Annotated in this window: 11 protein-coding genes; 4 read left to right on the top strand and 7 right to left on the bottom strand. The window is 54.8% G+C overall.

Annotation, left to right across the window (positions count from 1 at the left end):
• Positions 1-77 precede the first annotated feature (77 nt).
• Both BCV73_RS07965 and BCV73_RS07960 read right to left on the bottom strand, forming a co-directional pair.
• A complete protein-coding gene (locus BCV73_RS07965) occupies positions 78-1,481 on the bottom strand; it encodes an NAD-dependent malic enzyme (protein WP_089546675.1) in 1,404 nt (467 codons plus the stop codon).
• A gap of 292 nt (positions 1,482-1,773) precedes the next feature.
• Positions 1,774-2,637 carry a GNAT family N-acetyltransferase gene (locus tag BCV73_RS07960; RefSeq protein WP_218828114.1) on the bottom strand — a complete coding sequence of 288 codons (864 nt, stop codon included), beginning with the start codon at positions 2,635-2,637 and terminating at the stop codon, positions 1,774-1,776.
• Between the two features lie 345 nt (positions 2,638-2,982).
• Between BCV73_RS07960 and BCV73_RS07955 the strand changes: the two genes are divergently transcribed.
• A complete protein-coding gene (locus BCV73_RS07955; protein ID WP_089546673.1) occupies positions 2,983-5,091 on the top strand; it encodes an acyltransferase family protein in 2,109 nt (702 codons plus the stop codon).
• 266 nt (positions 5,092-5,357) lie between these two features.
• Positions 5,358-6,284 (top strand): aldo/keto reductase, encoded by a 927-nt coding sequence (locus tag BCV73_RS07950; RefSeq protein ID WP_089546672.1) that lies wholly within the window; start codon positions 5,358-5,360, stop codon positions 6,282-6,284.
• On the opposite strand, the gene BCV73_RS35390 is transcribed toward BCV73_RS07950, so the two are convergent.
• The 5 genes from BCV73_RS35390 to BCV73_RS07930 all read right to left on the bottom strand — a co-directional run bounded on the left by BCV73_RS35390 (position 6,240) and on the right by BCV73_RS07930 (position 10,523).
• Positions 6,240-6,428, bottom strand: coding sequence for a hypothetical protein (locus BCV73_RS35390; protein ID WP_218828113.1), 189 nt, complete (start codon positions 6,426-6,428; stop codon positions 6,240-6,242). The genes BCV73_RS07950 and BCV73_RS35390 overlap by 45 nt on opposite strands.
• 7 nt (positions 6,429-6,435) lie before the next feature.
• Positions 6,436-7,362 carry a D-alanine--D-alanine ligase gene (locus BCV73_RS07945; RefSeq protein ID WP_089546671.1) on the bottom strand — a complete coding sequence of 309 codons (927 nt, stop codon included), beginning with the start codon at positions 7,360-7,362 and terminating at the stop codon, positions 6,436-6,438.
• Positions 7,356-8,813, bottom strand: a complete 1,458-nt coding sequence (locus BCV73_RS07940) for an aminotransferase-like domain-containing protein (protein ID WP_089546670.1) — start codon at positions 8,811-8,813, stop codon at positions 7,356-7,358. Before BCV73_RS07940 ends, BCV73_RS07945 begins: the two co-directional genes overlap by 7 nt.
• Before the next feature lie 316 nt (positions 8,814-9,129).
• Positions 9,130-9,579: an OsmC family protein gene (locus BCV73_RS07935; protein WP_076167633.1), complete on the bottom strand. Its 450-nt coding sequence runs from the start codon at positions 9,577-9,579 to the stop codon at positions 9,130-9,132.
• Positions 9,576-10,523, bottom strand: coding sequence for a radical SAM/SPASM domain-containing protein (locus BCV73_RS07930; protein ID WP_089546669.1), 948 nt, complete (start codon positions 10,521-10,523; stop codon positions 9,576-9,578). Before BCV73_RS07930 ends, BCV73_RS07935 begins: the two co-directional genes overlap by 4 nt.
• 216 nt (positions 10,524-10,739) lie before the next feature.
• Between BCV73_RS07930 and BCV73_RS07925 the strand changes: the two genes are divergently transcribed.
• Positions 10,740-11,570 carry a protein-glutamine gamma-glutamyltransferase gene (locus BCV73_RS07925; RefSeq protein WP_244169191.1) on the top strand — a complete coding sequence of 277 codons (831 nt, stop codon included), beginning with the start codon at positions 10,740-10,742 and terminating at the stop codon, positions 11,568-11,570.
• A gap of 208 nt (positions 11,571-11,778) precedes the next feature.
• A complete protein-coding gene (guaD, locus tag BCV73_RS07920) occupies positions 11,779-13,143 on the top strand; it encodes a guanine deaminase (protein ID WP_089546668.1) in 1,365 nt (454 codons plus the stop codon).
• Positions 13,144-13,264 lie beyond the last annotated feature (121 nt).

The following is a 13,264-nucleotide window of genomic DNA, read 5'->3' as shown; positions in this document are numbered from 1 at the left end:
CGCTTTACAAGGGACGGTTTTGTTATTGTTGTATGCACGAGAACAAGTCAGCTGCTCTAATCCGGGAAACTCCCCGTTTATCTGAAGTCCTTCGGAATTCTGCGCGCTACCCCGGTCAGGATCGCCGCCTGAACCACCGCTTTGCGGATTTCGATCACAACCTGCTCGTTAAAAATACTCGGGATGATGTACAGCTCGTTCAGCTCCCCGCCCGAGACGACCGAAGCGATCGCCCGCGCCGCCGCCAGCTTCATCGGTTCGTTGATGCAGCGGGCCCGGCAGTCAAGCGCTCCGCGGAACAGGCCCGGAAAGACGAGCACGTTGTTGATCTGGTTCGGATAATCGCTGCGCCCGGTCGCGTAGACCCGGGAATGCGGAATCGCCTCTTCCGGCGACACCTCCGGCTCTGGATTCGCCATCGCAAAGACGATCGGATCCGGCCCCATGCTGCGGATATCCTCCCCGTTCAGCAGATTGCCGCGCGATACGCCGATGAATACGTCGGCCCCTTTGATCACCTCTTTAAGCGAGCCTTCGTTCGCTTCGACCTGCGGCTGGTCTGCCAGCCACTGCCACATCGGATGGCTGTATGTACCTCCCCTGACGATTGCGCCTTCCCGGTCAACCGGAACCAGCTTCGTTACGCCGGCGCTGAGGAGCATTTTGCAAATGGATACGCCCGCCGCACCGATGCCGTTCACGACGACCCGGATATTCTCCATCCGTTTGTTGACCACCTTCAAGGCGTTCAAGAGACCGGCGATGACGACCACAGCCGTACCATGCTGGTCATCATGGAATATCGGCATATCCAGCTCCTGGGCCAGCCGCGTCTCGATTTCGAAACAGCGCGGAGAGCTGATGTCCTCCAGGTTGATGCCGCCGAAAATCGGGCTGATCGCCTTGATCGTCCGGATAATTTCCTCCGTGTCCGTCGTATCCAGGCAGATCGGAAACGCATCGACGCCGGCAAGCTGCTTGAACAGCATCGCCTTGCCTTCCATCACGGGAGCCGCCGCATGCGGACCGATATCCCCAAGTCCGAGAACGGCTGTACCGTCGGTAATGACCGCTACCGTATTGCGTTTAATCGTGAGCGAATAAGCCTTATCCTGGTCTTCGTGGATCGCAGTGCACACTTTGGCCACGCCCGGCGTATACACACGCGACAAGTCGTCCCGGTTTTTGATCGGCAGCGTCGGCTGAACCTTGATTTTGCCTCCCAAGTGAACGAGAAAGGTCCGGTCGGACACGTTGATCAGCTTGATGCCGTCATGCTGCTTCAGCGATTCAACGACGCGGTCCTCCTGCGTGTCGGCCACCTCAACCGTAATATCCCGCACAGAAGAATCCTTCCCGGGGCGGATGACGTCGATGGAGGTGATGTCCCCTCCCGATTTACTGATCGCGGCTGCGACATCTCCAAAAGTTACCTTCCCGTGATCCAGCTCAACCCTAAGAATAATACTCGTATTCGCCATGATGCATCCTCCTGATTCAAGGTTTAAAAATAGTCACCCGTGCTGTTAAAGCCATTTGTCCGAAGTCTGACGACCCGGCTTTGTAACCGATTGCAATTCTATCATAAGCTGATCCATATTCAGGCCAAAAGCTCGTCCGGTTTTGACTTTTCGGATCGAAACCGCCCGCAACATATCTTAACAATAACCGCGAAACTGCACAAGCGTCAGACGTATCCATTAAGATCGGGAGTAACTCAGCGCGCCCACCGGCGCAGCTTCGCCCGTGTATAGTTTATATACGCTTGAGCCGTTACACGCTGCGTTTCATATGTACCTGGCTGACCGATATGCCAAAACCGGCTTCCTTCAGCACGCCCGTCAGCATCGTTTCGGACCCGGGAATATTGACGGTACGTAGGGTCAGTCCAAGGCTGGACGGCCCAAACACTTCACTTAGGAGGCCCTTCATCAGCGCCAAAGCGTCTTCGCTTTGCCCGCCCAGAACCTTGCATTGAAAGAGCGACGTGGAGGTATGCGTCCCCTGATCATCGAAGCCCCTTTTATACAATGCATAACCGGCAGGCTGACCTTCCGGATCGAACGCGATCAGCGATTCGCCGTTCACGATGCTCTCCCATTGCGTCTGCCAAGGCTGGTTACTGACCGTCACTTGCAGCCTTTGGATATCCTGCGGAATGCCCCTGTGGAATTCGTACTCCCCGGAACCGCCGCCGGTCAGCGCTTCATCTTTCAGGCTTTTGCATTCATAGAAGAAGAGATCGTCAATGACCTCATATCCCATCCGCTCGTACAGCGATATGGCCGGCTTGTTATCGCTCAGCGCTTCGAGCAGGGCGACATCCGCACCCTCCGCTTCGTACAGCTCAAGGCTGGCTTTGATCAGCAGCTTGCCGATGCCTTTGCCCCGATACGCCGGGATGATCCCCGTTCCCCCGTTCCATGCTGTCTTCACACCGCCGGTATTCCGCAGACCGTTCATGACAAAACCGACGGGAATACCGTCCACACAGCCGACGATCGACTGGGCGAGCGACAATCCTTGATCTGCACTTCTCTTGAGGAGCATTTCCATGCTCATCGTGATGGGGACCGAATACCCCTTAAACCCTTCGTTCCAAAGATCCGTAAGCTCGGCAGGCGAAAATTCACTCATCCTTCTCATGATTACATTCATTTTCATTCATTCCCCACTTTCTGCAGATCTAACTACATAGAATGAACTAAAGAATGAATGTTATAGGCCGTATAAGCAACAGGAAGTTCAATACACAGCTTTAGTTCAATCTATATACATAATGAATAAAATGTGAAATGAACGCAATCATTTTGTAACTTTCCCTTCGGTGCCCTATGATAAAGTATGACATGGTAAACTTATGTTTCACCGATCAACAATGTCTGGAGGCAGCTAAAGAATGCGCACATACATCTCAGGAAGTTCATACATAGCCGTTAACAACAGCGCCGCTCACCTGCCTGGAATGCCGGGTAAGCCGCTATGATTCACCTCTCGCCGAATGAAAAAAGATATATGCCGGGACTGGACGGACTCCGGACCCTGGCTGTTTTCGCTGTCATTTTATACCATCTGAACGTCGGCTGGGCGCCGGGGGGACTGCTTGGCGTCAGCATATTTTTCGTCCTGTCCGGATATTTGATCACCGATCTTCTTACCGCCGAGTGGCGAAGGAGCGGAACACTGGACCTGAAGCAGTTTTGGATCAGACGGTGCCGGAGGCTGCTTCCCGCCATGATCGTCATGCTCGCTGCCGTGACCGCCTGGGTGACATTGGCGCGGCCGTCTACGATGCCGGTTTTAAAGGGCGACGCGATCTCGTCACTCTTTTATGTCAACAATTGGTATCTGATCTACCACCAGGTTTCGTACTTTGAAAAATTCGGGCCCGTCTCGCCGCTCGGTCATCTGTGGTCGTTATCGGTTGAGGAGCAGTTTTACGTACTGTGGCCGCTGCTTATGCTGATCGGTCTGAAGCTCGCCCCGCGGCGGGGAAAAATGTTTCTGTTCATGCTCTCGGCCGCAGCGGTGTCTGCCCTGGCGATGCTGGTCATCTACGATCCGGGGACGGATCCCAGCCGTGTTTATTACGGGACGGATACCCGGGCGTTTTCGCTCCTGATCGGTGCCGCGCTCAGCATTATTTGGCCCAGCCGCAAGCTGTCTTCCCGGATCGACCGGTTCTCCAGGCGCTTGCTGGACGGCATAGGCATAATCAGCTTAGCAGCGATTCTGGTCATGATCTGGACCACTAACGAATACGACGCATTCCTGTACCCCGGCGGCTTGGTCCTTCTGTCGCTGGCCGCGGCAGCAGCCGTGGCCGTGCTCGCCCACCCGGCAAGCCGGGTCGGCCGTCTGATTGGCTGCAAGCCGCTGCGATGGCTCGGCGTTCGCTCCTACGGCATATACATATGGCATTATCCAGTAATCATTTTAACCACAACAAACGGAGCCGGAGACGTGAGCGTCCCGAAAGCCGTATTTCAGGTGGCTGCCAGCATTGCGCTGGCTGCGCTGTCGTATACATTGATCGAAGAACCGATCCGCAAAGGATTATTGGGAAAAGGGTGGAAGAAGCTGCGATCCGGCAAACTGGGCGTAGATCAGATTCCGCTGAAGGGCTGGATTACCGGGGCTACCTTACTGCTGCTGGTCATTATCTCCTGCACGGGCATCGCCCGGACACCGGCGGTGGCATCCACCGTCCAAGCGCTCGGCCCGGCTTCCGGAGCTGACGGCTCCAGCCCGGTGTCACAGGAGGTTTCCGCTGCCGGGGACGGCACTGGAAATGCGGATGCCCCTGCTTCCGGCCAGCAAACCGCAAAAGGCGGCGATCATCACGACGCCGGCCCGGCGGAAACCTCTGCCGGCAGTCCCGCCGACGTGCAAACGCCTCCTGCAGCCCAGGGCCAGCAGCCTGCGGATGATGCAGCTTCGGGCACTACAGGCCAGGCCGAAGATCCGCCTTCCGCCGGCGGCAAAGCAACTTCGTCCGCGAATCCCGTAGGCGTGGCCGGCACGACTCCCGCCAAATCCGGCGAGCCGGGAGGGAGTTCGGGCAAGGCGTCCGGGCAAGGGGCCGGCGCAGCGGGAACGAACGCCCCTCCTCCGGTCAAGCGGAATCTGGCGGTGAGCGCCATCGGCGATTCCATCCTGGTGGACGCCGCCCCATATTTGCAGCAGTACCTTCCCGGCATCGTCGTCGATGCCGAGATCGGCCGGCAAATGTCCGAAGCGCCGGACATCGTGGAGCGGCTCCGGGCGGAAGGCAAGCTCGGCGACTACGTGGTGATCGAGCTCGGAACCAACGGCGCCTTCAGCTCCAAGCAGCTTTCCCGGCTTCTCGACTCGCTGAAGGACGTCCGGCAGGTCGTGCTTGTAAACACCCGGGTGCCGAGAAACTGGGAAAGCACGGTCAATACGGCGCTCCGAAAGGCGGCCGATGCCCATGACAATACGACGCTGCTCGATTGGTACGAAGCGAGCAGCGGACAGTCCTTCTTTACACCCGACGGAGTCCATCTCAAGACGGATGGAGCCAAACTGCTGGCATCGCTGATCACAAATGCCGTCGGAACCAAGAAGTGACCAGTCTCACGAAACGTTTGTGTTTAAAGCCTTTGAGAAATACACGTATTGGAACTCATACATGACTGTTACCTTTTAGTGGTTCGTCAGGCACTGCCGCACAGCCGGGCACGGAAATGATCCGTGCCCGGTTTTTTCGGTTTATTTTCAATGGAGCCGTCTCCCTCACGTTCCCCCACCTAACTGTACATATTGAATAAACAGTTCACAATTTGATATGATAATGAAGGATTACCATCAATGAATGTAGAGAAGGAGAGATCACCATGGCTACGATTCGTTTAGGCAAAAGCGATCTGCATATTAATCCGATTGGGCTCGGAGCCAACGCTGTCGGCGGGCATAATCTGTATCCGAATCTGAATGAAGAGACAGGCAGGGACGTGGTCCGGACCGCCCTCGACCTCGGGGTGAATTTCCTGGATACCGCGTTCATTTACGGTCCCGGCCGCTCCGAAGAGCTGATCGGCGAGGTGCTGAAGGAGAAAGGCAGAGCGAAAGCCGTCCTCGCGACCAAAGGCGCGCACAAGTTTGTGGATGGCAAAGTTGTGATGGACAATTCGCCCGCCTTTTTGCAGCAGTCGGTCGAAGACAGTCTAAGACGCCTGCAGACGGATTACATCGACCTGTTCTACATCCATTTCCCTGATGAGCAGACGCCGAAGGCTGAAGCCGTCGGAGCGCTGCAGAGGCTGAAGGAACAGGGTAAAATCCGGGCCATCGGCGTATCGAATTTCAGCATCGACCAGCTGAAAGAGGCAAACGTGAACGGCTATGTGGATGTGCTTCAATCGGAATACAACCTTTTTGCCCGGGACGCGGAAAAGGAGCTGCTTCCATACTGTGAAGCGAATGGCATCTCGTTTGTCCCTTATTTCCCGCTGGCTTCCGGCCTGCTAGGCGGCAAATATACGAAGGACACCACGTTCAGCGATTTCCGCGCGAACAATCCGCGCTTTCAAGGCGAAGCTTTCGCCCGGAATCTGGACAAGGTGGATCGACTGCGGCCGATCGCTTCGCAAAAGAACGTCGAAGTGGCTCATGTGGTGCTGGCCTGGTACCTGAAGCAGCCGGCCATTGACGCTCTGATTCCGGGAGCGAAAAAACCGGAGCAGGTGAAGGAAAACTTGAAGACGTTGGATGTTCAATTAACGGATGCTGAAGTCGAAGAGATCAGCGGTATCTTTAAATAATCCGCGGGGACCATCGGCGAATGAGCCGGTACTGCGAGAAAGACGCGGCTTATCTGGCTTCGGATGTATATATTTTTTGATCTCTTCAACAAAAGGAGCTGCTTTCAGGGCGATCCGTCCTAAAAGCAGCTCCTTTGCTGTCATCCACCAATTACACAACGAGCCCGTATTCCCTCCGCCGTTCAGCCAATGACCCCTCGATAATCCGGTCCAGCAGGGCGGAGAAGGACAGCCCAGCGGCCTGCGCGCTCTTGGGCAGCAGACTGGTCCGGGTCATACCAGGCAGCGTGTTGACCTCCATCACGTAAGGAATGCCCTGGTGGAGCATGACATCCACCCTCGCGTACACGCTGCATTTGAGCACGCGGCAGCTGAGCTCGGCGGCCCGGCGGACCCGTTCGGCGGTATCCGGTTCCAGGCTCGCGACGACTTCTTCGCACTCCCCTTCTTCGTATTTGGACGTGTAATCGAAAAACTCCCCGTTCGGCTGGATCGCCAGAACCGGAAGGTACTCGCCGTTCAGCAGGCTGCACGTGATTTCCTCACCCTCGATGTACTGCTCGAGGATCACTTCATCGTCCCAGTGGAAAGCGCGCTCCACCGCTTCCCGCAAGCTCTGCTCATCCCGCGCCAGCGTCACGCCGACGCTGGAACCGCCGCTGTTCGGTTTGACGACAAGCGGATAGAGCGGTTCCGAGGCGAGCACTTTCTCCAGCTCATCCGGACTCGTCAGCAGCGTCCAGTCAGGTGTCGCTACACCCTCGTAACGGAGCAGCTTCTTTGCCGTATTTTTGTCCATGCACAGACTGCTCGCCAAAACGCCGCTGCCGGTGTATGGAACACCAAGCGTCTCGAGCGTGCCCTGGATCGTTCCGTCTTCCCCGTATTTGCCGTGCAGGGCGATCACGGCCATGTCGATACCGGCCAGCTGCTGCGGCAAATCCCGTTTCCTCGTAATTTCGATCGGCCGGACTTCGTATTTGGCGGGATCCAAATGCGAGATGATCTCCCGTCCCGTCATCAGCGACACCTCCCGTTCCGAGGAATCTCCGCCCATAATTACGCCTACTCTTAACATCCGTTCTCCTCCATTCGTCTTTGGACCGCCTTTCCGATCACCTGAATGCCGTGGACAAGTTCTTCATCGCTCACCCGTGAAAAACCGATCCGCAGCGTTCCCTCGCCCTGACCGTCCGTATAGAACACATCTCCTGCCGTAAACACCACGCCTTGTTCGTAACAATCCCGCAGAACATCCCTTGAGCGGATGCCGTCCTGCAGCTCAAGGAACAGATGGAGCCCGCCGGTTCCGGTTAACCTTTTGTGCGGTATATACTTGCGGCAGCACTCTACCGCCAGCTCGTGCTTATGCTTGTATTCAGATTTCGCCCGCTTCAAATACTTCTCAAAATTGCCGTTATGAAAATATTGATACAGCACCGCCTGATCCAGCGTAGAGGTGTGAATGTTTCTAGCCCGCTTGACGCTGACCAGCGCATCGATCAGCTCCCTGTCCGCCGCGATCCAGCCGATGCGGATGCCCGGGAACAATATTTTGGAAAAGCTCCCGAGGTAAATGACGCTGTTTCCATCCCCGCCGAAGGCCGCCAGCGGGGCCATGTGCGAACCCGAATAGCGCAGCTCCTCATTAAAGCCGTCCTCGATCAATGGAATATGGTGCTTTGCCAGCAGGCGCAGCACTTCGACCCGCTTTTCGGCTGACATCACGATCCCGGTCGGGTTGTGATACGACGGGGTGAGGAACGCCAGACCGAAGGAGTTCTCGGTCAGCGCCCGCTCCATCTCGCCGATATCGATCCCGTCCTGCTCCATGCCGATCCCGGTAATGTCATATCCTTGAAGCCGGGAAATTTTGATGGCTGTATGATGAGTCGGGTTTTCACACAAAATATGCTTTTCATTCACGTTCAGCGAGGACAGAATGATATCATAAGCTTCCGTGAACCCGTTCGTGATCAGAATATCTTTACCGTCCATGTCGACGCCTTTCGTTTCCATATAACCCGTCAAAGACTCGATCAACGGTTTGTATCCTTTGGCATAGCCGTAGTTGAGCAAAATTTCCCCTTCGATCGCCATCCGGTCCAGAAAAGCGCGCTTCACGTTGGCCAGGTCGAAGAGCTTCTCGTTGGGGGCGATGCTCGCGAAGTTAATCATCCCCTTCTCCCCGCGCAGGTCGCGCTTCATCAGATCCAGATCCGTGGCCGCTTGTGCCACCGGGCTCAAATGCTGCTGCCAATCCACATGCCAGGAAGGTACCGAAGCGATGCCCACTTTGGAGACAAAGGTTCCTTTGGAGCGGACGGTATAAATGTACCCTTCCTCCTCGAGCTCGGTGTACACCGCCACCAGTGTGTTGCGGCTGATATTCAGCATCGTGCTGAGCTCCCGCGTCGACGGCAGCTTCTGGTCCACCCTTCCCTTGCCCTTGGTGATCCACTGCTTCAAGTATTCTTTGACCTGCACCGTCAGCGGCCGGCCTTCTGTAATTTTAAAATCCGTAAACATAACGTTATTCCCCCCGTACCTATCTTCACACAATCCGCTGCCTGATAAAAGATCCACCGGACGGCGTTTTCCGGCCCGGCGTGGTTTAGTTTGTCCGCAGGCCATGATACCGGCTCTCGCCGAACCGCTTCGGCTGTCCTCCTTCTCAGGATGCCCGAAAGCCGGAGGCCGACTCACCCGCCTTCATTCATTTGTGATCTGGGCGCTTTCCTGAGTTTGCCCAAGCCAACAGAAAGACCGCCGGGCAGCCTGCCCAAGCGGTCTGTTCATACATTCAGCGGTTTGGCGCTCGCCTCTCACCAAGGCTTTAACGCCGCTATTCCGTAACGGTTTCGATCTTCGGCTCGGTCGCGAGGGCCACATTCCCGGATACCGCCCGGGAAATCATGCAGGAGCCTTCCGCTTTATGCGCCAGCCTGTCCGCCGTCTCCACATCTTTGGCCGTTGCTTCACGGGCCAGCACGATATGCGGCTTGTGCGTAATGCTGACGTACGTAAAAATGTTGTCCGTCACATCCACGATGCCTTCGGACTCCAGCGAAAGCTCATGAACCGGAAGGTGCGAGCGCTCCATCATGGCCGCCAGTGTGATTAAGTAGCAGGTAGCGGCGGCGCCGAGCAGCATTTCGTCGGGGTTCGTCCCGACGCCCGGGCCTCCCATCTCTTTCGGGATGGAAATTTGTGTACGGAGATTGCCTGCTTCGATCTGTCCATCGCTGTTGCGTCCGCCGTTCCAGCCGGCCTTTAACACAAATGAATGTTTCACAGTCCAGTCGCCTCCTGTAATTCAGAGCGGACAGGCTGCGGTTCGTCAGAAGCGATGCCATTCGCTTTATAGTTAAAGCGCTGGCGGTAGCCGCATTTTCTGCACAGCTCCTCCACGACCTCGCGCCGGGAAAAACCGTCGACGATCCGGTTTGCCCGCTCGCTTTCGATAATTTCGGAAAATGGGGTCTTGTGGATGTTGCCGAGATTAATGACGCCTTCCCCGTCAAGGCAGCAGGGGATCACTGTTCCATCCACCAGGACGCCGGCCTGATTGCGGAGTCCATGGCAGAAGCCCCGGCTGAGGTCCTCCTCCTCCGTCAGGTCCGGCCATTTAAATTCGTGGTCCATATTGATGTAGATCCGGTCCGCAATTTTGATGCCTTTGCCGGGAACGATTTTTTCCTCGATTTTGTAATCCAGGTTAAACTCCTTCTCAATGTACTCCAGCATTTCCCGATTACGGCTCCGCTCCAAGTTCGTTGCGTTGTCCGGGTCGAGATTCCACAGCCGCAGCGATACGATCATGCCCGATTGGGACACCGCCTCTTTGACAAAGGTAAGCACTTTGGAGATATAGCCGTTCTTGTCTTGGGAACCGACATGCCCGTCAAAGCTGTGCAGGGAGAAATTCATCTGCCGCAGCGCCGGCTTGTTCAGCAGCTTCCGACCTGCCTTGTGCAGCAGCGTGCCGTTGGACGTGATGTTCACTTTAAACCCTTTCTCATGGGCGATATCCAGCAGCTGGTCAATGTGCGGATGAAGCAGCGGTTCGCCTTTGACGTGAAAATAAATATATTCCGTGTGGGGTTTAATCTCATCCAGAGTATGCGTAAATTGCTCAATCGTAATATAATTGGTCGCCCGGTGCGTCGGCGGACAAAACGTACAGGCCAGATTGCATTTGCTCGTCAGTTCGACGTAAAACTTTTTGAATTTTTTCATGATGGAAGCTCCAGTCTGATCCTTAAAAGTTACCTTCTCAACCTATTATATTAGAACATCCTTCCGAAGCAAACGTAAACCGTATTTTTGACAAAGGACAGCCTTAATCGCTTGGATCTGACAATCGGGGTTATTTCCGGGCCCGGCCTGCTCATATGCTGATATATGCCGCGGGCTTTTTCGATCATCAATAAACGGCAAGGAGGGATGAACGGGGTGATTACGATTGGAAGCGGCGGGGAAACGGTGAACCCGTCAGGATGGCCAGATTTGTGGAGGGAAATTTACGACAGGAAGATGAGGAGCACGACCGCATATCATTACGAATCGCCGGCCCACTTGGTCTTTGAGCTTAGGCTCCGTGAAGCGATCGTCAGAGCGGCAGCCGACTTAAACCGGAGCGGGGTGCAGTTTGAAACCTTCAAAAATTCTCACTGCAACGAAGCGTACTGGTACTTGAACCGGCGCGGCGGCTTCGAGCTCAAGCCCCATGTTACGCCTGCCCAAGGAATCCAGGACATCTTCGTGAACGGCTGGGCGTATGGCTTCGAATGCGCGACGGGGATCGTGATCGTGTTGTACAAGGGTGTGCTCGATTGTATTCGGGAAGACGACTTCAACCGTCTGTTCGCGAATCTGCTCCTGTACGACTGGCATTACGACAGCGACCTGGGATTGATTGAAAAAACGGGTTCCCGGGATTCCTATCCGGGCGACGTCCGGTATTTTAAAAATCCGGATGTCAACCCCCATCGGATCGAGTGGCAGGGTGAAAATACGATCCAAATGGACGACGACCTGTACTACGGTCACGGAGTCGGTATTGTCACTTCAGGCGAAATCATCAGTACGCTCAACCGGTACCGGATTCCAGGCAGCAGCCGTTCCGCCTATTTGACCGACCAGATCATCCATCCGGATTTTCTGTATTTGTCGGGATTCGCCGCCGGCGGGCCACCGGCCCCCACCAACTGGCAGCAGCAGCCCTACAGGGAGAACGGCATCACCGCTTCCCGGATCGGCAGCCGGGTCTATCTTCGCTATTAAGTCTGCAGCGCAACGGCCCTTGGACTATACTGGCGCGGAATTAAGTCTAGACATGTACATGATGATTTAAGGTTAGTATAGGTAACCGTCTTCTGTAGAAGGCGGTTTTTCACTTTCACAATCATTCGCTTTTTAGTATAGACTAATCATTTTTCAGCGCATATAATAACAAAAGTATCTCCAATTAACGAACATTAAGGCGGTAAATATGAGTAAATATAAGCTATTATTCCGAGGAACGGCATTTTCCAGTAAATCATCCAAAGAAATTGAAATCCTGAAAGACCATCTCTTTTGTATCCATGAAGACGGAAAAATCGAAAAAATCGTGGCTCCTGAGGATGCTGATTATCAGGTTCTGCTGGACGCTTATCAAGGCAAAGACAACTTTTATTCGTTAGCCGAAGGCCAGTACATTCTGCCCGGATTCATCGATCTGCATGTTCACGCGCCGCAATGGGCCCAATCCGGAACGGCACTGGACATTCCGCTCTATGATTGGCTCAACACCTATACTTTCCCGCTGGAATCCAAGTTCTCGGATCTCGATTTTGCCTATGAGGTCTACGACGATCTGGTCCGCACCCTGCTCGCCAACGGCACGACGACGGCTCTATATTTTGCCACCATACATAAAGAATCCAGTTTATTGTTAGCCCGGATTTGCGCAGAAAGGGGCCAACGCGGACTCGTCGGAAAAGTCGTCATGGATGACCCGGAGCAAAATCCGGAAAATTACCGCGATGCGGACACCAAGGCGGCACTTGCAGACACGGAAGAGTTTATACTCGCCGTCAAAGCATTGTCCAAAACAGTAAAACAAGGGGTATTTCCCGTCGTGACGCCAAGGTTCATTCCAAGCTGCACGGATGAGGCGCTGCAAGGCTTGGGAGAGCTGGCCGAAAAATACGACGCGTACGTGCAATCGCACTGCAGCGAAAGCGACTGGGCTCATGGTTATGTTCGGGACCGGTTCCGGAAAAACGATGCCTATGCTTTGCATGATTTTGGGCTGCTGCGCGACAAGTCCGTCATGGCCCACTGCAATTTCCTGAGCGACGATGACGCGGACTTATTTGCCGAAACCGGAACGGCTGTCGCCCACTGCCCGATATCTAACGCCTATTTTGCCAACAGCGTTATCCCTGTCGCCCATCTTCACGAAAAAGGGGTAGAGATCGGACTTGGGACCGACATTTCGGGAGGCTTTTCTCCAAGCCTGTTCGATAATATCAGACAAGCCGTCATGTCCTCCAGAATGCTGGAAGATGGCGTGAACCCTGCCCTTCCTGCCGAAGACCGCGGTGTGCCGGGATCACGCATTACGGTCAACGAGGCGTTTTACCTCGCTACAGCCGGGGGAGGCGAAAGCTTAAGCTTGCCGGTCGGCCGCATCCAGGAAAACTATGCCTGGGATGTGCAAATCATCGATACGAAGCTGCCAACCGCCAAACTGCCGATCTTTGATCCAAATGAAGATTTGAACGACGTGTTCCAAAAAATGTTGTACCTGACCCGGCCTGAAAACATCCGCGAAGTTTGGGTACAGGGCGAGAAAGTCCATTCGCGTTAAAAGTAGACGCCCAGTGTAATGATTGGCATTCTTTTTATACTTTAAACCATCCGCTATTCGTAGAAAAAATCCAATAAATTCGAGGTGTACTCCTGAGTGAACACACAAACCGCGGCACAAA

Origin of the sequence: Paenibacillus sp. SSG-1 (assembly GCF_002224835.1) — a bacterium.
GTDB classification, from domain to species: domain Bacteria; phylum Bacillota; class Bacilli; order Paenibacillales; family Paenibacillaceae; genus Paenibacillus_AQ; species Paenibacillus_AQ favisporus.
This window is presented reverse-complemented; position numbering and strand designations above follow the sequence as displayed.

Coding starts and splice junctions, on each gene's coding strand:
- BCV73_RS07940 (WP_089546670.1), bottom strand. CDS start 8,813: ATGTTTACGGATTTTAAAATTACAGAAGGCCGGCCGCTGACGGTGCAG.
- BCV73_RS07950 (WP_089546672.1), top strand. CDS start 5,358: ATGGCTACGATTCGTTTAGGCAAAAGCGATCTGCATATTAATCCGATT.
- BCV73_RS07945 (WP_089546671.1), bottom strand. CDS start 7,362: ATGTTAAGAGTAGGCGTAATTATGGGCGGAGATTCCTCGGAACGGGAG.
- guaD (WP_089546668.1), top strand. CDS start 11,779: ATGAGTAAATATAAGCTATTATTCCGAGGAACGGCATTTTCCAGTAAA.
- BCV73_RS07930 (WP_089546669.1), bottom strand. CDS start 10,523: ATGAAAAAATTCAAAAAGTTTTACGTCGAACTGACGAGCAAATGCAAT.
- BCV73_RS07960 (WP_218828114.1), bottom strand. CDS start 2,637: ATGAGTGAATTTTCGCCTGCCGAGCTTACGGATCTTTGGAACGAAGGG.
- BCV73_RS07955 (WP_089546673.1), top strand. CDS start 2,983: ATGATTCACCTCTCGCCGAATGAAAAAAGATATATGCCGGGACTGGAC.
- BCV73_RS07965 (WP_089546675.1), bottom strand. CDS start 1,481: ATGGCGAATACGAGTATTATTCTTAGGGTTGAGCTGGATCACGGGAAG.
- BCV73_RS35390 (WP_218828113.1), bottom strand. CDS start 6,428: ATGACAGCAAAGGAGCTGCTTTTAGGACGGATCGCCCTGAAAGCAGCT.